This window comes from Bradyrhizobium sp. USDA 326 (assembly GCF_049739485.1).
Classification (GTDB): Bacteria; Pseudomonadota; Alphaproteobacteria; order Rhizobiales; family Xanthobacteraceae; genus Bradyrhizobium.
This window is the reverse complement of record NZ_JBMGQA010000001.1, coordinates 1,188,352-1,213,732: the sequence shown is the minus strand read 5'-3', so window position 1 is coordinate 1,213,732 and position 25,381 is coordinate 1,188,352. Positions and strand designations below refer to the sequence as shown.

21 protein-coding genes are annotated in these 25,381 nt (G+C 64.7%); 11 read left to right on the top strand and 10 right to left on the bottom strand.

Annotation, left to right across the window (positions count from 1 at the left end; genetic code table 11):
- Nucleotides 1–30: 30 nt before the first annotated feature.
- Together ABIG06_RS05815 and ABIG06_RS05810 are read right to left on the bottom strand one after the other, a co-directional pair.
- A protein-coding gene (locus ABIG06_RS05815) for an IS630 family transposase (RefSeq protein ID WP_370134972.1) occupies nt 31–992 on the bottom strand; the annotation gives its coding sequence in 2 pieces (ribosomal slippage) (nt 31–656 and nt 656–992; 963 coding nt in all).
- A gap of 138 nt (nt 993–1,130) precedes the next feature.
- On the bottom strand, nt 1,131–1,997 hold the full coding sequence (locus ABIG06_RS05810) for an alpha/beta fold hydrolase (RefSeq protein WP_370134969.1): 867 nt from the start codon (nt 1,995–1,997) through the stop codon (nt 1,131–1,133).
- Nucleotides 1,998–2,409: 412 nt separating this feature from the next.
- Here ABIG06_RS05810 and ABIG06_RS05805 point away from each other — a divergent pair, with 412 nt between their 5' ends.
- Nucleotides 2,410–3,249, top strand: coding sequence for a universal stress protein (locus ABIG06_RS05805; RefSeq protein ID WP_370134966.1), 840 nt, complete (start codon nt 2,410–2,412; stop codon nt 3,247–3,249).
- Between the two features lie 9 nt (nt 3,250–3,258).
- A complete protein-coding gene (locus tag ABIG06_RS05800) occupies nt 3,259–4,542 on the top strand; it encodes an APC family permease (RefSeq protein WP_370134963.1) in 1,284 nt (427 codons plus the stop codon).
- Between the two features lie 129 nt (nt 4,543–4,671).
- On the opposite strand, the gene ABIG06_RS05795 is transcribed toward ABIG06_RS05800, so the two are convergent.
- Together ABIG06_RS05795 and ABIG06_RS05790 are read right to left on the bottom strand one after the other, a co-directional pair.
- A complete protein-coding gene (locus ABIG06_RS05795; RefSeq protein ID WP_370134962.1) occupies nt 4,672–6,477 on the bottom strand; it encodes a hypothetical protein in 1,806 nt (601 codons plus the stop codon).
- Nucleotides 6,478–6,487: 10 nt separating this feature from the next.
- Nucleotides 6,488–7,990, bottom strand: a complete 1,503-nt coding sequence (locus ABIG06_RS05790) for a hypothetical protein (protein WP_370134960.1) — start codon at nt 7,988–7,990, stop codon at nt 6,488–6,490.
- A 389-nt stretch (nt 7,991–8,379) separates the two neighbouring features.
- Between ABIG06_RS05790 and ABIG06_RS05785 the strand changes: the two genes are divergently transcribed.
- On the top strand, nt 8,380–8,544 hold the full coding sequence (locus ABIG06_RS05785; RefSeq protein ID WP_370134957.1) for a Flp family type IVb pilin: 165 nt from the start codon (nt 8,380–8,382) through the stop codon (nt 8,542–8,544).
- Nucleotides 8,545–8,778: 234 nt separating this feature from the next.
- Here the strand turns inward: ABIG06_RS05785 and ABIG06_RS05780 are convergent, their stop codons facing one another.
- Nucleotides 8,779–10,290 carry a hypothetical protein gene (locus ABIG06_RS05780; RefSeq protein WP_370134955.1) on the bottom strand — a complete coding sequence of 504 codons (1,512 nt, stop codon included), beginning with the start codon at nt 10,288–10,290 and terminating at the stop codon, nt 8,779–8,781.
- A gap of 286 nt (nt 10,291–10,576) precedes the next feature.
- On the opposite strand from ABIG06_RS05780, the gene ABIG06_RS05775 reads away from it, so the two are divergent.
- Nucleotides 10,577–11,257, top strand: coding sequence for a TetR/AcrR family transcriptional regulator (locus ABIG06_RS05775; RefSeq protein ID WP_124159095.1), 681 nt, complete (start codon nt 10,577–10,579; stop codon nt 11,255–11,257).
- A gap of 149 nt (nt 11,258–11,406) precedes the next feature.
- Here the strand turns inward: ABIG06_RS05775 and pyk are convergent, their stop codons facing one another.
- Both pyk and ABIG06_RS05765 read right to left on the bottom strand, forming a co-directional pair.
- The gene (pyk, locus tag ABIG06_RS05770) at nt 11,407–12,843 is read right to left on the bottom strand and encodes a pyruvate kinase (protein WP_124159094.1); all 1,437 of its coding nucleotides are present in this window, start codon (nt 12,841–12,843) and stop codon (nt 11,407–11,409) included.
- Complete coding sequence (locus ABIG06_RS05765) at nt 12,840–13,436, bottom strand: DUF1036 domain-containing protein (protein ID WP_370134953.1); 597 nt, start codon at nt 13,434–13,436, stop codon at nt 12,840–12,842. Before ABIG06_RS05765 ends, pyk begins: the two co-directional genes overlap by 4 nt.
- Nucleotides 13,437–13,602: 166 nt before the next feature.
- On the opposite strand from ABIG06_RS05765, the gene ABIG06_RS05760 reads away from it, so the two are divergent.
- The 3 genes from ABIG06_RS05760 (at nt 13,603) to ABIG06_RS05750 (ending at nt 16,282) form a co-directional block, all read left to right on the top strand.
- On the top strand, nt 13,603–13,908 hold the full coding sequence (locus ABIG06_RS05760) for a DUF1244 domain-containing protein (RefSeq protein WP_124162828.1): 306 nt from the start codon (nt 13,603–13,605) through the stop codon (nt 13,906–13,908).
- Between the two features lie 251 nt (nt 13,909–14,159).
- A complete protein-coding gene (locus ABIG06_RS05755; protein ID WP_008546273.1) occupies nt 14,160–14,432 on the top strand; it encodes a DUF2312 domain-containing protein in 273 nt (90 codons plus the stop codon).
- Nucleotides 14,433–14,515: 83 nt separating this feature from the next.
- The gene (locus tag ABIG06_RS05750) at nt 14,516–16,282 is read left to right on the top strand and encodes an adenylate/guanylate cyclase domain-containing protein (protein ID WP_370134950.1); all 1,767 of its coding nucleotides are present in this window, start codon (nt 14,516–14,518) and stop codon (nt 16,280–16,282) included.
- A gap of 48 nt (nt 16,283–16,330) precedes the next feature.
- Here ABIG06_RS05750 and ABIG06_RS05745 read toward each other — a convergent pair whose 3' ends face one another.
- The 3 genes from ABIG06_RS05745 to ABIG06_RS05735 all read right to left on the bottom strand — a co-directional run bounded on the left by ABIG06_RS05745 (nt 16,331) and on the right by ABIG06_RS05735 (nt 22,260).
- The gene (locus ABIG06_RS05745; RefSeq protein ID WP_370134947.1) at nt 16,331–17,941 is read right to left on the bottom strand and encodes a DUF882 domain-containing protein; all 1,611 of its coding nucleotides are present in this window, start codon (nt 17,939–17,941) and stop codon (nt 16,331–16,333) included.
- A gap of 279 nt (nt 17,942–18,220) precedes the next feature.
- On the bottom strand, nt 18,221–20,413 hold the full coding sequence (locus ABIG06_RS05740; RefSeq protein WP_370134945.1) for a L,D-transpeptidase family protein: 2,193 nt from the start codon (nt 20,411–20,413) through the stop codon (nt 18,221–18,223).
- A 350-nt stretch (nt 20,414–20,763) separates the two neighbouring features.
- Complete coding sequence (locus tag ABIG06_RS05735) at nt 20,764–22,260, bottom strand: sigma-54-dependent transcriptional regulator (RefSeq protein WP_370134943.1); 1,497 nt, start codon at nt 22,258–22,260, stop codon at nt 20,764–20,766.
- A 127-nt stretch (nt 22,261–22,387) separates the two neighbouring features.
- Here ABIG06_RS05735 and ABIG06_RS05730 point away from each other — a divergent pair, with 127 nt between their 5' ends.
- From ABIG06_RS05730 to ABIG06_RS05715, 4 genes are all read left to right on the top strand, one after another.
- Entirely contained in the window at nt 22,388–24,310 is a 1,923-nt protein-coding gene (locus ABIG06_RS05730) for a M3 family oligoendopeptidase (RefSeq protein ID WP_424578087.1), read from the top strand.
- Between the two features lie 101 nt (nt 24,311–24,411).
- Nucleotides 24,412–24,636, top strand: a complete 225-nt coding sequence (locus tag ABIG06_RS05725; protein ID WP_124162834.1) for an AbrB family transcriptional regulator — start codon at nt 24,412–24,414, stop codon at nt 24,634–24,636.
- An 11-nt stretch (nt 24,637–24,647) separates the two neighbouring features.
- Nucleotides 24,648–25,043 (top strand): type II toxin-antitoxin system death-on-curing family toxin, encoded by a 396-nt coding sequence (locus ABIG06_RS05720; protein ID WP_370134939.1) that lies wholly within the window; start codon nt 24,648–24,650, stop codon nt 25,041–25,043.
- Between the two features lie 97 nt (nt 25,044–25,140).
- Nucleotides 25,141–25,293, top strand: a complete 153-nt coding sequence (locus tag ABIG06_RS05715; RefSeq protein ID WP_008136857.1) for an aa3-type cytochrome c oxidase subunit IV — start codon at nt 25,141–25,143, stop codon at nt 25,291–25,293.
- Nucleotides 25,294–25,381 lie beyond the last annotated feature (88 nt).

The following is a 25,381-nucleotide window of genomic DNA, read 5'->3' as shown; positions in this document are numbered from 1 at the left end:
CGTTCCGATTCGGTCGGAACGGGAAAGGCTCTAGAGCGTTAGCCGATCAGGTTGCAAATAGCCGGCGGCGGCGAAGTAGTTTTTGGATTCAGTGGGCGTGTAGGTGTCGACGATGCGCCCGATCGCGTCCCAAAGGCCGCCGACGGTACGTTCGGCGGCCTTTCGCAAGTGCGCCTTGAGCTTGGCGAAGGCGTTCTCGATGGGATTGAGGTCGGGGCTGTACGGCGGGAGATAGAGGAGCGTGGCGCCGGCCGCCTCGATCATCTCGCGTATGCGTGGCCCTTTGTGGCTGGACAGATTGTCCATGATGACGATGGCGTGCTCGGGCAGCTCGGGGACGAGCACTTTTTCGACATAGGTCTCAAAGGCGTCGCGGTTGATGGGACCGTCGAGCACCCAGGGAGCGATGATGCCGTGCGTGGTGAGAGCAGCTACGCAGGTTGTCGTTTTCCAATGGCCGTGCGGAATGGCGGCGCGCAGGCGTTCGCCGCGCCGGCAGCGGCCATGTGTCCGCGCCATGTTGGTCGATGCCCAGGTCTCGTCAATGAAGACGAGGCGATCCCGGTCGAGCTTGTCCTGACGCTCGCGCCAAGCCTCGCGCCCCTTCAAGACATCCGGACGGTCCTGCTCTGCGGCATGGGCAGTCTTTTTTTGCGCGTGATCTTGTGACGCGCGAAGAAGCGGCGGATCGTGCCATAGCCGAAGGATAGGCCTTGTTTGCTCAAGCTATGCCGCAATTCCTCGATGGTAATATCGGGCGAAGCCTCGAGCAGAGCCATGATCGTCGCCTGATGGGCATCAATGCGGTGAGACTTGCGATCGCCCCCTTGAGCCCTCGGCAGGGCATCGCCTTGCTTGCGCTCACGCGTTCGCCAGCGGCTTACGCTCGCCGGACTGACGCCAAATCGCTCGGCAGCCTGCCGGCCTGAAACGCCCCCTTCAATACAGCCGAGAACGCGTTCACGAAGATCCATCGACAACGGTTTCGCCATGCCCGCCGGCCTCCAGTCCCCGGCAGACAGTTTGAATCATTAAACCGCTGATTTGGGAATCCCAAACGATTCAGTCAGGTAGGCTACCGCTCTAGAGCTACGGCGGGACAAGTCCGCTTTGCCCCGCCTGCGATCTCCTCACTTCGTCGCTGCTCCCGGCTTGGCGCCACGGGCGAGGAAACGCAGCACGTCGTCGTTGAACTGTTCCGGATCCTGCAGGAACGAGAAGTGGCTGACATCTGGCTGGATCAAGAGGCCGGCGCCCGGAATACTCGCGGCCATGAACTCGGTGTTCTCGCGCTTGATCGCCTCGTCGTGATCGCCGTCCACGATCCAGGTCGGCACCTTGATCGTCGCAAGGTCAGAAGCCGTCCACTTCGGCTGGCTCTCCCACATCTTGGTGATCTCGGCGACGAACCCCTTATATTCGGTCGGGGTCGGCGAAAGGCGCTTGTACTCCTCTCCGGCCCTGGCGATGTAAGCATTGAAGACGTCGCTTGACGCAATATCCGCGACGCCTGACGGGTCCGAGTTCGCCGCGAAGGCGAACAGCCTGCTCACCCGCTCCGGATGCTTCATGGCGATATCGAGGCCGATGATCGCGCCGTCGCTCCAGCCGACGATAGCGGCCTTCCTGATCTCGAGATGATCGAGCAGCCCGATCACGTCCGAAGCCATCAAATCGTAGCCATACGGCTCCTGGTTGCGGCTGCTGCGGCCATGGCCGCGGCTTTCCATGACGATGACCTGGTAATGCCGTTGCAGCGCGCGGACCTGATGGCCCCAGTAGTTGGCGTTGGCGAGGCCGCCATGCAGCAACAGAACGGGCTGGCCGCGACCGAATACGGCGTACCAGACCTTGATGCCATTGACGGGAGCGAAGCCGCTCTGCGTCGCCTTGGGCAGGCTTGGAGTCGGCGGCAGGCTGAGCCATCGCGGCGCCGCGTCCGCCGTGGTGATCGAGACCGTTACGAGAAGTGCGATGAAGAGCTTGCGAAGCAGCATGACACACCTTCCTCTTCGAGCATCGGACAGTACCGTATGGCAGAACGGGCGTGTCGGCTCGCAAGTTAGTTCGCACCGAGAAGTGAACATCCCCTGCGCTCAGGCCGGCGGCCGCGGCCCGATCCGGATCCCGGCCTGGAGCCGCAGCCGCAGGCCTGATCGCAAGCGGCAAACCGAATTGAAGAACGCGGCGGCAACGCCTTTTTTATGGGCCAAGCGCGCATTCGCGAGCCGGCATTCCGCTGGCTCCCTCATGCAAAGCGAGCACCGCCGAACCAGGGCACTTCCGTTCCGGGGGGCATCGTTCGAGCCTAGGCCGTTTTGCCACACCCATCTCGACTGAATCGGTTGCGGTCGATCAAGATAGGGGACCTTCACGGCGTTAGGCTTCCGGCTCGTCAAAGGAGGATACATGGCTTTCAAGGATGTTCTGTTGACCCTGGCGAGCTATCCGGAACCGACGCCGGTCTCGGCGATCGACCATGCGGTTTCGATAGCCGCCGTCCTGGATGCGCACCTCGCAGCCATTTCCTGCGAAGTCCATGCGGAAGTGCGCGGGAGCTTGCTCGGGGATGTCATCTTGGACATACCCGCCCTTGTTGCGCGCGAGGCCGCCAAGAGCCGCCAGAATGTAAAAGCGCTGCTCGCGGCTTTCGAAGCGTCGGCCGTGAAATCCGGCGTTCGGCATGAGACCATCTTCGAGCAATGTACAACCTACAGCGAGGCGGCACTGCTGGTCGACTATGCAAGGCATCGCGATCTCACGATCATGGCGGTGCCGGAATCCCATGATCGGTGGCACGCTGAGGAGGTGATCTTCGAGTCCGGGCGGCCGACGCTGATCCTGCCCACTGCCGTGCGATCGCGTCCGTTCCAGCTCGATGCTGTCAGCGTGGCCTGGGACTTCAGCCGCGCCGCTGCGCGAGCGGTTTCCGACGCGCTTCCTCTGCTCGAAAGGGCGAAATATGTGCGCGTCGTGACTGTCACGAATGAAAAGGCTCTGGATTCCAGACATTCCGCCGAAGAACTGGCGAAGAACCTGGCTCGTCACGGCATCGAGGTTATCCTGGACGAGATCGATGCCGGCAGCAAGCCGATTGCCGAGGTCCTCGAGGCCTACGTGCTGTCTCGCGGCATCGACGTCCTCGTGATGGGCGCGTACGGAACGCCGCGGTGGCGGGAATTCGTGCTCGGCGGCGCGACCAGGGGCCTGCTGGCCAAGCCGCCGATCCCGATTCTGTTTTCGCATTGACGCCTGGCCATGCAGGACGTCGGAATAGATGCCAATCAGCAACCTGCCATCAGGAGAGTGTCGCCCGGTTCGACAAAGCTGATCAGATCGCTCACGCTCACACACGCAGTGCTCTACGGGCTCGGCGTGACGATCGGCGCCGGAATCTACGTCCTGGTGGGGGCGTCCGCCGCGCGGAGCGGGATGCACGCGCCTCTGGCGTTTCTCGCTGCTGCGGTCGTCATGGGCCTGACCGCGGGCACCTTTGCTGAATTGGGCACCCGACTGCCGGTTGCGGCGAGCGAGGCGGCCTATGTCCAGGCCGCATTTCACCGCAAATGGCTCGGCGGTGCCACGGGGCTGCTCGTGGTCGCCGCAGCGACGATTTCAGGTGCAACCATTACCGTTGGGAGCGCCGGCTATATCGGCGTATTCCTGCCGCTGCCTTCGGCCTGGATCGTCGCCGGCGTCGTGCTTGCGATGGGAGCGATCGCCTGCCTGTCCGCGGTTCAGTCCATCAGCTTCGCTGGGCTGATGACGGTCGTGGAAATCGGAGGATTGATCCTCATTATCGGAGCAGCCGGCCTCTTCCAGGGCGATGCCCTGGTCTCGCGGCTGCCCGAGTTGTGGGCCCCCATGACCGACGTGACAGCCTGGACGGGGATCGCACAGACCGCGCTGCTCGCCGTATTTGCGTTCATCGGGTTCGAGCATTTGGTGAACATCTCCGAGGAAATGAAGAATCCTTCTCGGACCCTGCCTTGGGCCCTCTTCATCACCCTCGGCGTGACGGCGCTTCTCTACTTTGCTGTCGTCTGGATTGCGGTGGTCGCCGTGCCGCCGGCCGAGCTCGCGCGCTCATCGGCTCCTCTTGCCCTGGTATTTCAGCGGCTGACAGGGCTTCCTCTCTCGGTGCTGAGCGCGATTGCGGTGGTGGCGACGCTCAATGGCATCATCGTTCACATGATCATGATCGGGCGTGTCCTGTACGGCCTGGCGGATCGGGGCAGTCTTCCGTCTCTTCTCGCGAGGGTGAATGCCAAAAGCGGTGCTCCGGTGGTTGCAACCCTCTTTGGGGTCGGCGCCATTCTGATCCTCGCGCTCGGCATTCCGCTGACCGGATTGGCCGAATGGACTTCACGGCTGACGCTTGGAGTCTTTGCCCTGGTCAACCTCGCGCTTCTTCGGATCAAGGCGAGCGAACCGAAGCCGCCTGCCGGCGTGTTCCTGGCGCCTGCGTGGGTGCCGGTCGCGGGGCTATTTACAAGCGTCGCGTTGCTCCTGATCGATCTCGTCGGCTGGCGCGCGCCGTGAGTTCGGGCGAGCAGCCCGAAGTGGGTTGAAATCGTGGGTGCGCTTCCGGAGCATGATCCGGAAAAGTGTGCAGCGGTTTCCGAAAAGATCATCGACTGGATTTGCAGCTTAGGCGCGGCTCGCGCGCTCTCACTTGCGCACGCGCCAGACCGTCCAGCCGGGTTTCGACATCGCTTCGACCGGCTCCAGAAAATCCGGAGCTTCACCGCGGCCGAGCCGTGCGGCGAGGCCCTCCGGCGCGATGCGGACAAGGTCCCCCTGATCGGCGGAGCGGTTGCAGGTCAGGATATAGTCGACCTGCCGGGCGCGGAGCATTGCGCGCGCGGCTTCCGGTGTTGCCGTCATCGTGTGCACCATGACGAGGTTGCCGTCGTTGTTGCGATGATAGGGGCCAGCGAACACGGAATGACCCGTCGCAGCCAGGATCGCAGGACCGGAGTCGATCGGCGCCATCACCCGCCCGGGCGGCAGCGCGGCGAGCGGAGCTGCGCTGGAGACGGTCTGGCAGGACACGTTGGGGTCGGGCATCGCGATCTCGTGGCCGCTCGTTTCCGCGGCGAATGCCGGCCAGATGGCAAAGCCGACGCCGCCAAGCGTGGCTGGCGATACGAGCAGTGCGGCACGCAACAGCCCCCAATTGGCCGCGGCACCCGTGCGAAGCGCCGCGATTGCCATGACGCAGAGGGGGGCCGCGACGATGTTGGCGGCGGCGCCGCCGCGCAATTCCCACAGGCTGACGCCGAACAGCGCTGCGAGCGTGACGGTCGAGACGATCCAGCGAAAGCGCGTCTGCGGCGTGTCGCGGGTGATGGCGGCAAGGCAGAGACCGAGCGTCAGCAACGGAAACGCATAATACGCGAGCAGCTTCTGCGGCTGCATCCGCGCCAGCTCCGTCACCGAGATAGTCTCGCTGACCCGCTCGAGCCAGAAGCTGACGAGCAGGGGATCGACTTGCGCATAGGGGGAGGCAACGCAGCTCGGATACGATTTGAAGAACGCGCCCAGCAGGAGCGCACCGGCGAGCGCAGCCGCGGCGAGCCGCATCCAGATGGACCGGCGGAGACAGCTGACGCCGGCCACCGCAAGCAGCGCGATGCCGCCGCCCGCGGACAACAGCAGGATGGGACCGCCGAAGGCATCGCAGACCGGCCTGGCAAGACTGTTCAGCGGGAGCAGCAGCAGCGCGAGCAGCAGCGACGACCCGGCGAGGCCCGCACCAAAAACGCAGGCCGAGCGCAGGGCTTCAGTGCCCTTCCAGATCAGCAGTCCCATCACGGCCGCGCTTGCCACGGCGATCGCGGGCAGCATTTCCAACCCGATCGCCAGCGACAGCCCAGCGAGACACCCGGCCAGAGCCGCCTTGGCTGCAGAGTGTTCGAGACCGGTGATGCAGAGCACGAAACCGAGCAGCAGCACGATCTGTACATTGTGATGATCGATCGCGCCGGTGCGAAAGTGGATCAGGGCAGGGATCGACAACGCGGTGATCAGAATCGCGGCGAGCCGCATCCGCGCGCGGTCGGCCGGCGCGCTCGCCTGACTTGCGATCGTCGCTGCGAGCCAGAGCGCGGCGCCCATCAGCAGCGAGGGCCATGCGACCAGCGTGAGCGCTTCGGCAGCGTGCTGGCCGAGCAGGGGCCGAAACAGGAGGATCAACAGGGCCAGGGGCGCGTCGACGATGCGGGACCAGTGCATCGCGATTCCGGGAGGATCGAGCCGGTATTGCGTCAGGTCGAACCAGCCCTGGCCGGCCAGGAGATCGCGCACCTCGACCAGCCGCATCGCGTCGTCGGTCGACAGCGCGTCGAACACCCCCGTCTTGATCGCGGGAAACCCGAGCGTAGCCACGATCGCCGCCCAGGTGATCGTGAGCACGATCGCAGGATTCGGAGCAGCGGTAAATCCTCGCTCGGTCGGCAGGACGGGGGAAGACATCGTACTGCCCTCAATTTGATGCTGCGGGGGTGGACCTGCCAGCCGCGCTCTGCCCGTCGTCCCGCATATGAATGACCGCGATGTCGTCCGCATAGATTCGCTTCCAGCCCTTGAGCTGGTCGAGGATCTGCGGGCCCGGCGCGTCAGCCACCAATAGTGTCGCGTCGATCTTGTACTCGTCCAACAAGCGCGGCAGCAGCTCGGGCTTCTTGCCCTCCGTCGCCTTGAAGAAGTCCATGACGAACTTCTCGCCATAGAGCTCGGCGCGGCCGTCGACGAAGACAGGGACATCGCGCGAGATCAAATAGCCGCCGAACTGGTAGGCGTTGAAGATGCGCTGCACCTTGCGTTGCTCGAGCAGGTCGACCGCCGCGACCGGCGTCTGCGTCATCGTGAAGGAGAAGCGGTGGTTCCCCAGATAGAGCGACGTCGAGGTCCAGCTTGCCGCCACGATCATCAGCGCGCCAGCCGCGGTGACATAGCGGGCCGGCCAGCGGTCGGCACCGGCGGCGTCGGGCGCCGGACGCGGGAACATCTCGCCGAGCGGCTTTGCCAGCACCAGCGGCACCAGGAACGCAAATGCCTCGATGCTTCTGACATGGGTCAGTGCACTCCAGGTCAGGAACAGGATCAGGAAGATCCGGGGCGCCGACAGTACGAGGCCCCGATAATAGCCGAATGCGATCAGGGCGAGCAGGGCGCCTTCGAACGAGGTGAACGTGGCGAAGTTCGCCGGCATCCATTCGAAGATCAGCGACAACAGCTCGCCGAGGCTGAGGATGTTGGTCGCACCCTGCAGCGTCCGCCAGCCATAGGGTGTGCAGCAACTCGCGATCAGCGCGCCGATCCCGAACAGCACCCAGCGCATGAACAGGGCAAGCCGCCGTCCCTTCTCGGCGTGCTCGACGGCCTCGAGCGAGATCGGACCGATCAGCGCGAGGCCCAGCACGAAGCCGCCATGCAGGTTCGCCCAGAGCGCCATCAGCGGCAGCCAAGTCCAGGAGGGCGCCCTCTTGCGGTCGGCGGCCGTCATCAGCACGCCGACCCACGCCACCATGACGGGCAGCGCCAGGATATGCGGACGTGCCAGCACGTGATGGATCGACAGCAGCAGCGCCAGCATCCCGAACAGAACGGCGCGCGGAGCCCCGATCTGCGCGTCGAGCAGATGGACGAAGATGGCGGCCGCGAGCGCGACGGCGACCGCGGTGAGGATGACCGGACCTGCCCAGTCCAGTTGCGCATGGGAGAAGGCGAACGCTACCTGCGACAGCCAGGACGTCGAGATCCACGGCGCGCCTGTTCGCGTGAAGGAATAGAAGTCGGTGGTGGGCATGGCGCGGTGGTCGAGGATCCATTGCCCGATCTTGATCTGCCAGAACGAGTCCGAATCCTGAAGCAGCGTGTCGCCGAGATAGAGGAAGAACAGGTACGCGCCGGCACCCACGCACAGCGGCACCAGAGCCCGCGCGCGGCTCTGAACCGCGATGCTGTTGGCAAGGGAAAGGGACATGCCGCCTCGTCGTCCTGTTGTTCTCGTCGGGCCGAGCATGATCCGGAAAATCGTGTAGCGGTATTTCCGAGAAGATCATGCTCGAACAGACGCGAAGCGCGATGAACGATTCATCTCATCGGCTTCGGCCCGAGCGGGCGGCATTGGACCACGGTGGTCATAACTTCGGGTAAACCGGCCGGGCCGGCTTCGTGTCCAGACAATTTAATGGATTGTTGTGGGTTTCGATTTACCATGGGCCGATACACGCAAGCCGCTCGATGTTTACGCAGTCGAATTAACTGCGGCGCAATTCTTTGCCTCTACGTTCGGTTCCATGGTCGGGCGGCGCTGGGAAGCCGAAAAGACCAGATCAGTTGTAAGCCTCGTGTACCCATTTGGAGCACTCTATGAAGAACCTCGTCGCGCGTTTCGTGAAGGATGCATCCGGCGCCACCGCCATTGAATACGGCCTGATCGCCGCCGGCATCGCGCTGGCGATCATCACCGTCGTCAACAATCTCGGCACCACGCTGAACGGCAAGTTCGGCTCGATCTCGACCAGCCTCAAGTAAGACTGGACGAACTGCGAATTTCTTGAGAGCCCCGTCTGTGGCGGGGCTCTTTTTCGTATGGGCGCCTGCACCGAACGATCGGTTGAGGTGCGTGGTTCAAGACGTGCGATTTGGCAGCCGCCTCGCGATGAGCCTCGGATGTCCCGCTGCAAGAGCGCCTGAGAGTCCGTCGCAGCCGGATGCCGCGAAGGATGGCTCAAGGCAAGCTTTGCGTACGCGAAGGCCGGCGAGAAGCTAACGGCCTGGTTTTGGTTCACCGGACGCGGAAGGCAGTTGCGCCGGCGCGTCGTCGCGGACGTGAACCACGGCGATATCATCCGCATAGAGCCGCTTCCAGCCCGGCAGATGGTCCATGATCCTGGCTGCGGGAATGGTGGTGTTCAGCAACGTCGCGTCGATCCGGTAGGTCTCGAGCAGCCGCAGCAGGGTGTCCACGTTCTTGCCCTCGACGGCATCGAAATAGTCGAGCACGAACTGCTCGCCATACAGCTCGGCGCGGCCATCGATGAAGCTCTTGATGTTGCGCGTGATCAGATAACCGCCGATCGGAGCGGTGCTGAATATCCGTTGCGCGTGCCGTTTTTCGAGCAGGTCGACTGCAGCGGCAGGGCTCTGATTGCCAATGAAGGCATACCGGTACGGCGTCGCATAAGAACGCGTGATGCTCCAGCCGGCCGCGACGATGGCAAGCGCCGCGATTGCGGTCAGGGCAAAGGAGGGCCGCGCCTCGCTTCCCTTCAGCGCGAGCGCTCTCGTCACTCCGAAATGTTCGGCGAGCGGTTTTGCCAGCACGAGGGGCGTCACCAGCGCGAAGACCTCGATGTTTCTGACGTGGTTGAGTGCCGCCCAGATCAGCCCGAGCAGCAGAAAAATACGGGTCCATGACAGCACCACCCCGCTGCAATAGCCGATGGCGATCAAGCCGAGCAGGCTGGCTCCAAACAGATCAAGCGAGCTGAAGTCGGCCGGCATCCACTCCCAGATCAGCGAGAGCAGCTTGCCGAGGCTGAGGATTTTCGTCGACGCCAGGAGCGTGTTCCAGCCATAGGGCGTGCAGCAGCTTGCGGCGAGCGCAGCAAGGCCGAACACGGCCCAGCGCGCCGCCAGTGCAAGCCGGTCCTTGCGATCGGCGGCCGCGATCGCATCAAGGCCAATGGCTCCGATCAGCGCCAGGCCCATGACGAAGCCGCCGTGAAGATTGGCCCACAGCGCCATCAAGGGCAGCAACAGCCAGGAGGGCGCGCCACGCCGATCGGCGGCCGCCAGCAGCCCGCCGACAAAGGCCAGCATGACGGGCAGCGCCAGCATGTGCGGACGGGCGAGAACGTGGCCGACCGACATCGCGAGCAGCGGGGTCAGGAGCAGAAAGGCCCGCGCAGGTTCCAGATAGGGCACGAGCCGGTAGACGAAAATCGCCGCAGTCACGCCGATCGCGAGCGATGTCAGGATAACGGGGCCCGACCAGTTCGATGGCTCATAGACAAGGGCGAACAGGACTTGCGACAGCCATGAACTCGAGATCCAGGCCTCGCCGGCTCGCGTGAACGAATAGATGTCGTTGTAGGGCAGTGCGCGGTGTTCGAGGATCCACTGCCCGATCTTGATCTGCCACAGCGTATCGGAATCGCGCAGCATGATGTCGCCGATGCCCAGAAAGAACACGTAGACGATGGCGCCAATACAGAGCGGCATGACCCAGCGCGCAATGCCGCGGACCGGAACGCTGCTGGTGACGGAAATCGACATTGCACTCCCGGAGTTGAACGACCACGCACAACAGCGCACCGGGACCTGAGCATGATCGCCTTTAAGCTGGGGTAAATCGCACCGGTTTTCCGCACCAGGCGGTGCAATGATGCATTTACTATCTGCTCACATGCAGCTCGTAGTTGCGTTGCGCTTGCATACGCATTTGCATCTTGTCATTCACTCTGAATAGTTGTTCAGTCCTTGCGGGGCGATTTGCATCTTTGACGTGACGAAGCGTTTGGCCGCAGGGCGTGCGGCCGGCGTGTGGGACAGGAAGCGCGCCATGGTTTATCGGCGGACGCATCAAGTGGTTAAGCGCCTTGCGGCGCGGCGCAGCGCGATTCTGGCGGCGGCGCGGGAGGCGGCGGCGGAAGGCGGGATGGCGGCGGTGCAGATCGCGCCCGTCGCGGTCCGGGCGAACGTCGCGGCCGGGACGGTCTACCGCTACTTCCCCTCCAAGGCCGACCTGATCTCCGAGCTCATTGCCGAGGTCTCCCGCGACGAGCTCGCGGCGATCCGTAGGGCAGCCGACGCTGCGCCGGGGCCGTCGTCGGCGCTGGCGGCGGCCGTGACCACCGTGGCGGTCCATACCCTGTCGCAGCGCAGGCTGGCCTGGGGCATCCTGGCCGAGCCTGTCGACGTCGATGTCAGCGCCTCGCGCCTTGCCAGCCGGCGCGAGATCGCGGGCGAAATCGCCACGCGGATCGATGCCGCCGTGCGCGCCGGTCACCTGCCGGCCCAGGACACCGCGCTCGCCGCCACCGCATTGCTCGGCGCGCTGCACGAGGCCCTGGTCGGGCCGCTCGCGCCCGACAATCTCGATGATCCCGTCAAGATGCGCGACGCGGTGCAGACCGTGACGCTGCTGGCGCTGCGCGCGGTCGGCGTCATGGACGCCCGCGCCCGCGGCCTCGTGGTGCAGCAGACGCTGTTGCCGACGACGAAGGCGCTGGTGGGGGCGTAAAATCGCCGCGCGGCCGAGGTGGCGCCCTGACCTCGCTCAGGTCGTTGACTGAGCGGGCCTTTTCGCAAAACCGCAGCGAACTCGCCGGAAGCCTCGGCTACTGTGCATGGGGTTGTTTTCGGCGTTTTTGTTTGGCGTGGACTGGCGGCCTACATGTTCGCGTCGCCCTCGGGGCCGACCGAGGCGATGCGCACCATGTTGGTGGTGCCGGGGATGCCGAGCGGCACTCCGGCCACGATGATCACACGCTGCCCGGCGCGGACGAAGCCGTCCCGGAACGCGATCTGGCCGGCGCGGCCGACCATGTCGTCCTGATCGCGCGCATCTTCCGCCACCACGCAATGCACGCCCCAGACGACCGCGAGCCTGCGGCCGGCGGCGATGTTCGGCGTGATCGCCACGATCGGCGGTTTCGGCCGCTCCCGCGCAACACGCACGGCAGTCGAGCCCGAGCTGGTCCAGCAGATCAGGGCGGGCAAATCGAGCGTCTCGGCGATCTGCCGTGCGGCGTCGGCGATGGCATCGCCCGCGGTGGATTCCGGCGCGGGACGCTGGGCCGTGACCACCGAGCGATAGGTCGGGTCGCGCTCGACCTCCTCGCCGATGCGGTTCATGGTCGAGACCGCCTCGACCGGGAATTTGCCGGCCGCCGATTCCGCCGACAGCATGATGGCGTCGGCCCCCTCGTAGACGGCCGTGGCGACGTCGGAGACCTCGGCGCGGGTCGGTACCGGCGACTGGATCATCGATTCCAGCATCTGGGTCGCGATCACCACCGGCTTGCCGGCGCGGCGCGCCATCCGCGTCATCTGCTTCTGCAGGCTCGGCACACGTTCGAGCGGCAGCTCGACGCCGAGATCGCCGCGTGCCACCATCAGCGCGTCGGAGGCCTCGATGATGTCGGCGAGGCGATCGATCGCCTGCGGCTTCTCGATCTTGGCCATCACGGCGGCCCGGCCGCGGATCATCTTCTTGGCCTCGATGACATCGTCAGCCCGCTGCACGAAGGACAGCGCGATCCAGTCGATGCCGGTGACGAGGGCCGCCTCGAGGTCGGCACGGTCCTTCGGCGTCATGGCGGAGACCGGCAGATCGGTGTCGGGCAGGCTGACGCCCTTGCGGTCGCTCATCTTGCCGCCGACGACGACACGGGTCACCGCGTGCTCTTTCGAGGTCTCCTCCGCGATCAGCCGCACCTTGCCGTCGTCGAGCAGCAGCGCATGGCCCGGCCGCAGCGCAGCCAGAATCTCCGGATGCGGGAGATTGACGCGCGTGGCGTCGCCCGGCGTCTTGTCGGAATCCAGCGTGAAGGTCTGCCCGTTCTGGAGCTGGACCGCGCCGTCGGCAAAGGCGCCGAGCCGGAGCTTGGGGCCCTGGAGGTCCACCAGGATGCCGATCGGCCGGCCATAGCTGCTCTCGACGTTGCGGATCGTCGCCACCAGCTCCCGCATCTTGTCATGCGGGGTGTGGCTCATGTTGATGCGGAACAGGTCGGCGCCGGCCTCGAACAGGCGGCGGATCATCGCGAGGTCTGAAGAGGCCGGTCCCAGGGTCGCGAGAATCTTGATACGGCGAAGACGCCTCATGGCTTATTCCCAGGCGGGGGCGAGGGCGCTGGCGGGAGGCCAGGCGCGGCGGGGGGCGTACCACTGGGCGGACCATTGGGCAAACCCGGAACGCCGCCGGGGCCAACCGGGCCGGGCAGGCCTGGTACGCGTTGCTGCGCCGGCTGTTGTTCGTTGGCGTCGGTCAACTGCACCGTCCAGGCCCGCTGCTCACCGGTATCGACCTCGAAATAGCCGGTCCGGTCGTAGCCGCGCGCGAGGCAATCCTCGGTGCCGCGGATGGTGAACTCCTTGTCGCGCGAGCACATGAAGGCCTGGCCCGACCATTCGCCGCCGCGGTCATAGTCGATGGCATAGATGTAGTAGTAGCGGGCGACCAGCGTGCCCCGGAGCAGCGTCTCACAAGAGCGCGACGAGATGTTCCACCAGCCTTCGGTGGTCCAGCCCTCGGCGTCCTTGTAGCCGAGCGCGATCCCGACCCGGCTCGATGTGTTGTTGCAGAGGCGGAAATCGGCCGAGGCCGGGCTGGCGTAAAGGCACAGCAGTGCGACGACCAGCACCGGAACCAGCCGGGCGACGAGGCGAAGCGGGGAGGGGGGAGATTCGGCAATCATTGTCGCGGAAGCTATACCAGATCATTGACAATTTGGCGTTGGGCCGGGACCCGTCCCGAAGCCGGGCGTCGGCCCGTTTGCGCCGCGATATGGCAAAATCTGTGACAGAACCCACCTGATCCCGTAAGGGTGACCGCCATCGGGACGGGCCTTAAGGAACACAGCCATGGCAATCGACGACAAAACCAGAACGGAGCTCGAGGCGGCCGCTTTCCGGCGCCTGGTCGATCATTTGCGGAGCCGGACGGACGTCCAGAACATCGATCTGATGAATCTGGCTGGTTTCTGCCGCAACTGCCTCTCCAACTGGCTGAAGGACGCGGCCGACGCCCAGGGCGTGCCCTTGAGCAAGGACGAGAGCCGGGAGGCCGTCTACGGCATGCCGTACGAGACCTGGAAGTCGAAATACCAGGGCACGGCCACGCCCGAGCAGCTCGAGACGATGAAGAAGGTCCATCCCCACGGGCATTGACCAATTTCGTTCCGTCGTTCCGGCGATGCAAAGCATCGACCCGGGATCTCGAGATTCTCCGGTGCGCAAGTGCCCAGCGTAGTTCGCCCTTCGGGCACCCCGGAATGACGGCGTCATCTCCTGTGGGCGCGCTGTGGACGAGCGCGATGCTTGCTTGAATGCAGCTGGCGCCGACCCTAAGGGTCTACCCAGCACGCGCGGTGAGGGATGCCGGCGTCACCTCATTTTGCCAGTTCCATTGGGAGTACAAGATGGCCACCTCCGCCGCCGTCCGCGACGACGAGCCCGCGACGAAATTTGCCAAGGACCAGCTCAAGTCCATCATCGAGCGCATCGAGCGGCTGGAGGAAGAGAAGAAGGCGATCTCCGACGACATCCGCGACGTTTATGCCGAGAGCAAGGGCAACGGCTACGACGTCAAGGCGCTGCGCACCATCGTGCGCCTGCGCAAGCAGGACCCCAACGAGCGGGCGGAGGCCGAGACCATTCTCGAGACCTACATGCAGGCGCTGGGGATGATCTGAGGCACATCTCCCGGGCGTTGCCGCTCATCACGCTTGGGCAGAACCTCTGCGTCTGCTAGATTGCTCGGGGAAGAGACCGAGCGATGGATGTGCCGGGACCAGAGCGCAGGCTCGCCGCGGTCCTCGCCGCCGACATGGTCGGATTTAGCCGGCTCATGGAGGTCGACGAGGCCGGCACTCTCGCGCGGCTCAAGACCCATCGGGTCGAACTCATAGATCCAGCCATTGCCAAGAACCGCGGCCGTATCATCAAGACGACCGGCGACGGCATGCTGGCCGAATTCTACAGCGTCGTCGATGCCGTGCTCTGTGCCGCCGAGGTCCAGCGCCGCATGGCGCGGCGCAATGCCGACGTCCCGCCGCCGCGGTGGATACAATTCCGCATCGGCATCAATCTGGGCGATGTGATCGTCGATCAGAGCGACATTTTCGGTGATGGCGTCAACATCGCTGCGCGACTGGAGGCGCTGGCCGAGCCCGGGGGAATCTGCGTTTCAGGCGCGGTGCGCGATCAGGTCGGTGACCGCCTGGACGGAGTTCAGTTCGATGATCTCGGTGAACAGAGCGTCAAGAACATCGCCCGCCCGATCCGCGTCTTCCGCATTCGGCTGGTGGAGGGGCCTGCAGGCCCGCCCGGCGGGTCGAACACTGCGGCGACTCCACCATGTGTCTCGAAGAAGCCGTCCATCGCCGTGCTGCCATTCGCCAATATGAGTGGCGATCCGGAGCAGGAGTTCTTCGCGGACGGTCTCACCGAGGACATCATCACTGAGCTTTCACGCTTTCACGATCTGCTTGTCATCTCCCGCAACTCGACGTTCGTCTATAAGGGCAAGGCCGTGAAGGTTCAGGACATCGGCCGCGAGTTCGGAGTTGACTACGTCATCGAGGGCAGCGTGCGGAAGGCCGGGGAGCGCGTCCGCGTCACCGTGCAGCTGATCGATGCAGAGACCGACCGCCATATCTGGGCCGAACGCTACGACCGCGAGCTCCAGGACATCTTCGCCATCCAGGACGAGATGACCCGCGCGATCGTGGCGACTTTGCCCGGTCGGGTAGAAGCCGCAACGCACGACCGCACCAAGCGCAAGCCGACCGACAACATGCCCGCTTACGAATGCGTGCTGGCTGCAAAGCTCCTGCATCACCGATCAACCCGCGACGACAACGCTCAGGCGCAGACGCTGCTCAACCGCGCGCTGGCGATGGATCCGAACTATGCCCACGCTCATGCCTGGAAGGCATGCGTGCTCGGCCAGTGCTGGATCTATGGCTGGTGCGCCGACCGCGAGGCGACCTTCGAGCAGGTGGCTTCGGAGCTCGAGACCGCGCTGGCGCTCGATGACAATGACGCTGACGTGCACCGGATTCTCGCCGCACTCAACCTGACGCGCCACGATTACGAGAAGGCCACCTATCATCAGGAGCGCGCGCTCGCACTCAATCCAAACTACGACCTCGTGGTCGTGCAACAGGGGGAACTCCTGACCTGGCTGGGCCTGCCGGAGGAAGGCATCGACTGGATCAGGAAAGCGATGCGCCTCAATCCCTATCATCCCGAGCGCTTCTGGAGCCACCTGGGCCGCGCCTACTATTGCGCGGAGAAATACGCCGAGGCCGCCGAAGCATTTTCAAGGATCACACGCCCCGATTACACCCATCATGCGTTTCTGGCGGCGACATTCGCGCAGATGACGAATGCGGTCGCGGCCGGCGCTCACGCCGCGGAGGTCTTGAAGCGCGAGCCGGGGTTCTCGGTGGCAGCTCATCTTGCGACGCTCCACTACAAGCGCGAATTCGACCGGCAGCGCCACGAGGCTGGCCTCATCGCGGCTGGCCTGCCGGCTTGATCGACCGGAGCGAGGAAGAGCAGCAAGAGCCCTGCTGCCACCCGGGACTCAGCGTAGCGCGGCGGTGCGAACGACGAAGGACATCGTCTCGAGCCTCGCGGTCGCGCTGCCCGAAAAACTCTCGCAGGACAGGCCGTGCATGGGATCGTCGGCAAAACCCATCGTGATCACGGATTGCGGCTTGACGAAGAAGCCGCGCAGCGCCGCGGTATCGAGTTCGCCCATCAGCGTCACCGACATCGCGCGGCTGGCGCTCGGCGACAGCATCACGATCTTGAGCCAGATGCTTTCGCCGGCGGCGGAGAGGCGAGTGGCGGTGGCGATCCTGCCGTCGATGCTCTTGCCGACCACCATGTTGACCTCCGTCGCGTGAGCCACGCCGCGGGATGCAGCAGCGGGTCGGGCGGTGCGCGGGATCGGCGCGGAGGCGGCGACGACATTGGCGCGGTCGACCGGGGAGGCGGCCGGCGCGTAAGCCAGGGCCTGGAAGGCTGCGTTGGAGACGCTCGCGGTTGGTTGCGGATCGGTGGCGGCGGCCAGCGCCTGACGCGCCTTCAACGCTGCGACCTGAGCCGGCGTCGCCTGCTGCGGCGCGGCCGGGACATCATCCCAGAAGCCGCGGGCGTTGATGATGTCGGCCGGTGTCTCCAGCTTGCCCTCGACAGACTTGCCGGTCGCCGGCTTGTCAGCCACGGGCGCCGGCTTCGGCGGCGCAACGATCTGGGCATCGGCCGAAGCGAGCTGGAGGGTTGCGGCAATCTGCGGCTTGGCGCGGGGCGTCGGCACCGGCTCGGCGGGCTTGGCGGCGGCTGCGACCACGGTCGGCGCGGACGGCTTCGCGGCCGTTGCGGGCGCGCCCTCGTCATCCTCGTCGCTGCTCGCGGCGGGAGCCGGCTTGCTCCTGAACAAGGCGGCGAAGAAATTCGGCTTGCTGCCGGCGTCGTCGCCGCTCCCGCGCCGCTCGATCTCGGCCCTGGCCAGCTCATAGTTCTTCAGCGGAACGCCGTCGGTCGGCAGATGCACCGTCTTGCCGTCCGGGAAGACGCGGGCGAGCTGGTCATGCGTCATGCGCGGCCAGTGCCGGACGCTACCGGTGTCCAGATGCACGAAGGGCGAGCCTGACGTTGGATAGAAGCCGACGCCGCCGCGCTGGAGACGCAGGCCGGCGAAACGGATCTGCTCCAGCGGCACGCCCGGGATGTAGAAGTCCATCGCATGTCCGAGCATGTGCTGGCTGGAGCGCGCCACGCCGGAGGAGCGGCGGCGGAGCATGGCGTTGGTGGCGGGGGAGCGGTAGGAGGAGATGATCTGGATCGGCTGCTTGCCGTCGACGTCGCGATAGACTTCCCAGAGGATGTCGAAGAGGCGACGGTCCATGACCGTCTCGTCCTGGGTGCGCCAGTCGCGCAAAAAGTGGTTGAGCTGCTTCAGCGCGGCTTCGTCATAGCGGCCGTCGCGCTTGAAGGTGACGGTGAGGTCTTCGCCGGAATGGGTGTGGTGGAAGGAGAGCGTCTTGGTCTCGTTCAGCGCCGCGGCGTCGTGGACCGAGCCTGCGGCGGCAAGCAGCAACACGGAGGCGAGGCCGATCCGGGATCCGGCCTTCACCCCCGCATGGGACAACGACAGCACAACGAATTTGCGTGCGAGACCAGTCAGCACGTATGAGCCCACCCAGTCGACGAGCGTTCAAAATGGACTCTCCCGCCAACCCCGTTAGCAGCGCGAAGAGGATGAACGCTTTCTTAAAGCAAGAAGGTTAATTCGAGGTTGACCTTCCCGCCCCCAAACCAAGTCAGAGTACGATCCTAAGCGGTTGACTGTGGCAAAAAAACGCCCGCCGCCCCGGCGCGGGTTGGTGCACGTTAAGCGGCCCCCATCCAAAGGACGGGGCCGCTGATTTCATTGCAGAATTCTCGTGAGCCTGGCGCTGAGCCGGCCTCAGCGGGTAAACACCCGCTGCGGACGACGGCCGACCGGCGCCGGCGGCTGGGCCGGGGTCGGCGCTCCGAACAGCCGCTCGAAGAAGTTTGGCCCAGACGAGCCGAAGCCCCCGCCATTGTTGGCCACCGCGACCCCTGAAGGCAGCGTCGTCGCCGGGCGCGAATAGCTCGGCTGGGAATGGGCGACGACAGCCTCGAGGTCCTTGCCGCGGTTGTTCTTCAGGATGTTGATCATGGCCGCATCGCGACCGTAGATGTCCTTGCGGAATTGCAGCTTGCCGGCGTCATCCACGAACGCAGTCTGATAGGTGATGTTGACCGGGATCGGGGTCGGGAATTTTAGATCGATCTCGCTCTTGCCGTACATGCTGCGCACGCGCTCCGGCGTGTACTTCTCGTTCGGCATGGTGATGTTGAGCAGCACGGAGGCGTACTGATCCGGATTCTGCACGCGCATGCAGCCATGGCTGAAGGCGCGCTCGTCCCTCGCGAACAAATGCTTGTCCGGCGTGTCGTGCTGATAGACCAGGAACTTGTTCGGGAAGTTGAAGCGAATGCGGCCGAGCGCGTTGGCTTCGCCGGGCGGCTGCGAGATGTGCACCGAGCCGTCGCGGTTCTGCTCGAGCTTGAGGCCCATGCGCTGAAGCACGGTCGGGTCCTGCTGCAGCGCCGGCAGGTATTCGTTGTAGACGATCGACGGCGGCACGTTCCAGGTCGGATTGACCGTGATGTACTTCATCGTCTCGGTCAGCAGCGGGGTGGCGTGCTGGCCGGGCTTGCCGGTAACGACGCGGGTGGTCCAGACCTGCTGGCCGCGCTGCATCACCTTCAGCGTGAAGTCGGGAATGTTCAGGATGACATAGGCATCACCCAGCGAAGGCGCGCCGAGGTCGCGCGGCAGCCAGCGCCAGCGCTCCATGTTTACCACCACCACGTCGATCTGCTTGTCGCGCTTGGGGGTGTTGAGCGCCTTGACCGTCTTGTCGTCGAGGATGCCGGTCGGCTTCATCTCGGTGCCGCTCTGGAATTTGCGCACGGCCTCGGCGACTGCCGCGTCGTAGCGGGTGTCGCCGGCGTTCTCGGCAAGGCCGAGCCTGGCGCGGAGCTGCGGCACGCGCGGATCTTCGACGACGATTTCAGCGCGCTTCTTGCTGGCCGGGGTGTATTTCAGCGCCGGGCCGTCGGCGATCTCGAGGACCGGGCCGTTGCCCTGGCCGCGCAGCTCGGCGAGCTTGGCCTTCAGCTCCTTGTAGAGCTTGTGCGGCGGGTTGTAGCTGTCGAGCGCTGCGGAAGCATCCGCCGCGGTCGTGACCTTGGCGAGCACCTCGTTGGGGTCGACCGGATGCTCGGGATAGAGAATGTCGCCGCTGACCTGCGACCAATGCATGCGGCCGCTCTGGGCATGGCGCGCGTAGTCGAACATGCCGGCGGTGAGCTTGAGCTCGGCATCCGCCAGCGCATCGGGCGTCGTGGCGGCGGCGAAATCCGGCAACGGATAGTCCGCGGGATTGAGGCCGTCGGAGGCCGCGTCCTTCAGCCGCGCGATCACGCCCTTCGCCGCAGCGGTCGGGTTGCCGCCTTGCGTCCAGACCGGCGCGAAATCGCGTGCGCCGTAGAACTTCTCGATCGCCGCGCGTTCGTTCTTGCGGTCGAAATAGCGCGAGGTCTTGGCGCCGATGATGTCCTTGAGCTTGTCCGCGACCGGCTGGTCGGCGGCGGGCACGTTGCTCGCGGCCTTCACCGGCTCGGCGGCGGGAGCCGCTGCAGCAGGTGCCGCGGGAGCCGTCGGCGTGGCGGTCGCAGTGTCCTTTGCAGGCTCGGTGCTTGCGGGCTCGGTCTTCGCAGTCTCGCTCTTCGGCGCTTCGGGCGCCGGCGTGGTGGCGACGTCGGACGGCCTGGTCTCGACCTTGTCCGGCGCAGGCGCGGCGTCCGCCTTGACGGGCTCCTTTGCGATTTCCTTGGTCGGATCCGGCACCGTGGCGGTGGTGTCGAGCTTGATGTCGGCTGCAGTGGGGGGCGGGACGTTTGCCGGCTCGGGGCGCGGGATCGCAGCTTCGATCGCGAGTTCGGCGGCGCTGCTGCGCGGCTGGTCCTGCGCCAGCGCCGAGCTGGCGGACACCGCGAGGAAGGTCGCTGCGACCGTCATCAAGACACGGTCAAAGCCCGCACGGTGGTTCAAACAGTCACGCATTGTGTCGCACCCCTCGGGTGAGCTGTCCCCTCGTGGAACAGCTTCGTTATCGCCTATTGATGAGCTTCGGCTAAACCGCGCCGGCCTCTCGAAAGTTGCACGCCTGCACGCAACGATTCCTACGCAGACGATATACAGGCCCCGATTCTGCGGCCAGCGCTACCCGGGACAACTCACGACAAACTGACTTCAAGGGAGCCTCTTGGCAACGGATTGTGCGCTTCTGCCACGCGATTTTCCCTCTGTCTGTCACTTCCAGGTCACGGTTCAAATCACAGTCGAATTCTGTCGTCATGCGAACGGCTTACAGCTGTCGCGCACCTTCGCGCGAACCTCCGTTTGCACCCGGCTCAGTGCGTCTCCTCACCGCTTTTGCCGCCATGTCCGGGAACCCCGGCCTCGTCGAGTTTGCGGTAGAGCGTCGACCGGCCGATCTTGAGGCGGCGAGCCACTTCAGACATCTGGCCGCGATAGTGCGAGATCGCGAAGCGGATGATCTCGTTCTCCATGTCCTCCAGCGCGCGGACATCGCCGGTCGCGGTGAGCATGGCGAGAGTTCCCACGGCGGGGAGTGGCGCGATCGGTATTTCGTTACCCGACACCAAGGATGGCATCGCCGCCGGCTCGAGCATCAACGGTGCGGTCGGAATATCCGTGACGGGATGCGGCTGCGAGGCGAGCAGGGGAAAATCGCCAATGTCGAGCTGGTCGCCGTCGCTCATCACCACGGCGCGGTAGACCGCGTTTTCGAGCTGGCGGATGTTGCCGGGCCAGTCGAGCCGGGCCAGGTGCGCGACCGCCTCGCCGGTGATGCCGGTGATCGGGCGGTTCTCCTCGGCGGCAAAGCGCGCCAGGAAATGCCTGAGCAGATGCGGGATGTCCTCGCGCCGGGCGCGCAGCGAGGGGATCGTCAGCGGCAGCACGTGCAGGCGATAGAACAGGTCTTCCCGGAAATGTCCCTGTTTCACCCGCTCCAGCAGCTTGCGATTGGTTGCCGAGATGATGCGGACGTCGACCTTGACCGGCTTGCGGCCGCCGACGGCCTCCACGGCACCTTCCTGCAGCGCGCGCAGCAGCTTCACCTGAGCGGTCAGCGGCAGCTCGCTGACCTCGTCCAGAAACAGCGTGCCGCCATGAGCCTCGACAAACTTGCCCATGTGCCGCTCGGTGGCGCCGGTGAAGGCGCCCTTCTCGTGGCCGAACAGGATGGACTCGACGAGGTTGTCGGGAATCGCACCGCAATTGACCGCGACGAACGGCTTGGCCTTGCGCTCGCCGCTGCCATGGATGGCGCGCGCGAACATTTCCTTGCCGACGCCGGACTCGCCCTCGATCAGCACGGGGATCGCGGAATTCGCCGCCTTCTGCGCGGCGCGCATCACCGGGGTCATTGCCTCAGCGCGCGTGATGATGTCGGAGAAAGTCAGCCGGCCCTCACGGCTGTGACGGATGCGCTGCAATTCGCCCTTGAGCGCGGACGTGTTGAGCGCGTTGCGCAAGGAGACCTGGAGCCGCTCGACGCCGACCGGCTTGACGACGAAATCGGCCGCGCCCGCGCGCATCGCCGAGATCACGTTGTCGATGCCGCCATGGGCGGTCTGCACGATGACGGGGATGCTCAGGCCGGCTTCGCGGATCTTCGCAAGTACGCCCATGCCGTCGAGGCCGGGCATCACGAGATCGAGGATGACGGCGTCGATGGCCGGTGCGTCGGGTGCGGTGAGGGTGGCAATTGCGGCGTCACCGGAGTCCACGACGACCGTCTCATAGCCGCATTTCTGCACCATGTTCTCGACCAGCCGGCGAGCTACAGGATCGTCGTCGGCGATCAAAATACTGGCAGCCATGGTGTTCCCCGCACGCTACTACTATCTGTCTCGAATCGGGGCACTCTGGCCGAAGCCGATTAACGCATGCTTAAGCCTTGATGCCCCCGTCCGCCGTCGCGCTTGTTGAACACAGGTTTTCCACACAATGACTTCGCGCTCCAAGGCCGCTCTCTCGAAATCTGCACTCCGCAAGCCAGCCACCAAGAAATCAGCCGCCAAGAAATCCTCTGCCAAGAAATCCGCTGCCAAGAACAAAACCTCCGAGCCTTCGCCCGCAAACCCTGCGAGCAAGACGGGCAAGATTCCGGAGTGGAACCTCGCCGATCTCTATTCCGGGATCGACGCGCCGGAAGTGGCGCGCGATCTCGAAAAGTTGGATGCCGACTGCGTCGCCTTCGAGACGGACTACAAGGGCAAGCTGGCGACAGGGACAGCAAACGAAGATGGCGGAAAATGGCTCGCTGAAGCCGTGCGACGCTATGAGGCGATCGATGACCTCGCCGGCCGTCTCGGCTCCTATGCCGGCCTCGTCCATGCCGGCGACAGCGTGGACCCTGCGATTTCAAAGTTTTACGGGGACGTGTCCGAGCGCCTGACGGCGGCGTCCACGCATCTATTGTTCTTCGCGCTCGAGCTCAATCGGATCGATGACGATATTTTGAACCGCGCGATGCAGGCCGCCGAGCTCGCGCATTATCGTCCCTGGATCGAGGATTTGCGCAAGGAGAAGCCGTACCAGCTCGACGACAAGCTCGAGCAGCTCTTCCTGGAAAAGGCGCAGACCGGCTATTCCGCCTTCAACCGGCTGTTCGACCAGACCATCTCCGGCCTGCGCTTCAAGGTCGGCTCCAAGGAGCTCGCGATCGAGCCGACGCTCAACCTGCTGCAGGACCGCGACGGCGCCAAGCGCAAGAGCGCGGCGGAGGCGCTGGCGAAGACCTTCAAGGCCAATGAGCGCACCTTTGCGCTGATCACCAACACGCTGGCCAAGGACAAGGACATCTCCGACCGCTGGCGCGGCTTCAAGGACGTCGCGGATTCCCGCCACCTGAACAACCGCGTCGAGCGCGAGGTCGTCGACGCGCTGGTCGCCTCGGTGCGCGCGGCCTATCCGAAGCTGTCGCACCGCTATTACGCGCTGAAGGCGAAGTGGTTCGGCAAGAAGCGGCTGGCCTATTGGGACCGCAACGCGCCGCTGCCGTTTGCAGCGACCGACGTCATTGCCTGGCCGGAGGCGCGAAGCATGGTGCTGACGGCCTATCGAAGCTTCTCGCCTGAGATGGCCGACATCGCCGAGCGCTTCTTCACCGATCGCTGGATCGACGCGCCGGTGCGGCCGGGCAAGGTGCCGGGGGCGTTCTCGCATCCGACCACGCCGTCGGCGCACCCCTACGTGCTGATGAACTACCAAGGCAAGCCGCGCGACGTGATGACGCTCGCGCATGAGCTTGGCCATGGCGTCCATCAGGTGCTCGCCGCGAAGAACGGCGCGCTGATGGCGCCGACGCCGTTGACGCTGGCGGAGACCGCGAGCGTGTTCGGCGAGATGTTGACCTTCCGGCGGCTGCTGGCCCAGACCAAGAACGCCAAGCAGCGGCAGGCGCTGCTCGCCGGCAAGGTCGAGGACATGATCAACACCGTGGTGCGGCAGATCGCGTTCTATTCCTTCGAGCGGGCGGTCCACACCGAGCGCAAGAATGGCGAGCTCACCGCGACGCGGCTCGGCGAGATCTGGCTGTCGGTGCAGGGCGAGAGCTTGGGGCCCGCGATCGAGATCAAGGCGGGCTACGAGAACTACTGGATGTACATCCCGCACTTCATCCACTCGCCGTTCTACGTCTACGCCTACGCATTCGGCGACTGCCTCGTGAACTCGCTCTACGCCGTCTACGAGAATGCGGCCGAAGGCTTTGCCGAGCGCTATCTCGACATGCTCGCCGCCGGTGGAACCAAGCACTATTCCGAGCTGCTGCGGCCGTTCGGGCTGGATGCCAAGGACCCCAAGTTCTGGGACGGCGGGCTCAGCGTCATTGCCGGGATGATCGACGAGCTGGAGGCGATGGGCTGAGGTGCCCGGGGCGCTTTTGGGGGCGGGGCGCACGTAAAACATTTGTTGAACTAAGGCTTCGACGATGTTATACATATGTATAACGCGCTGGAGCCCATGCCATGAAGATCGAGATCAAGAAGATTGGCAATTCCGACGGACTACTGCTGCCCCGTGAATTGATGCAGCGGCTCGATCTCAAGCGCGGACAGCAATTGCACGTCGTGGAATTACCCGGCGGTGGTTTTCAGTTGCTGCCTTACGATCCCGACTTCGAGCGGACGATGGAGATCGCCGACGAGGTGATGGACAAGTATCGCGACACGCTCGCGGCGCTTGCGAAATAGTCGGCCATGCAATGAGCTATCCCCAGGAGCCGCTCTGGATCACCTACGAACAGGCTGTCGCCATTCACGGTCGCCAACTCCGGCGCTTCGGTGGTGCGTCGGGATTGCGTGATGAAGGCATGTTGCGGTCGGCGCTGGAACGGCCGATCAACAAATGGCGCTATGAGCAGGCGCCGATGGACGAACTCGCTGCAGCATATGCATTCGGCCTTGCGAAAAATCACGCATTCGTCGACGGAAACAAGCGCATCGCCTTCATGGCGTTGATGGTCTTTCTGCACAAGAATGGCGTGGCCTTCAGTCCCGATCCGGCGGAAGCGACGACCATCATACTCTCTCTCGCTGCCGGCGAAGTCAGCGAGGAGAGCCTCGCGCGCTGGATCCGCGACAATCTGGATTCCAAATGACCCGATTTGCGGGAAAACCCCGCCTCGGTGCCGTTGCCCTGTCTAAATCTTTCAGGTATCCCAGCCCGAGAATTCGACTTTCGACTGGGGACATTCCATGGCTGACCATAGCGAAGTGGCGTACACCACCGCCGACGGCAACGACTATGTTGCCCACGAGCAGACCTATGAGGGCTTCATCAAACTGGTGAAGTACGGCACGGCCTCGGTCGCGCTCATCGTGATCCTGATGGCGATCTTCCTCACCTGATCCATCGACTGCCGCACCGCCAGCGTCGTCGGTGCCCATAAAATTTGCATTCAAGCCGGTCCCAAAACCGGTATCCAACGTTGCGGGA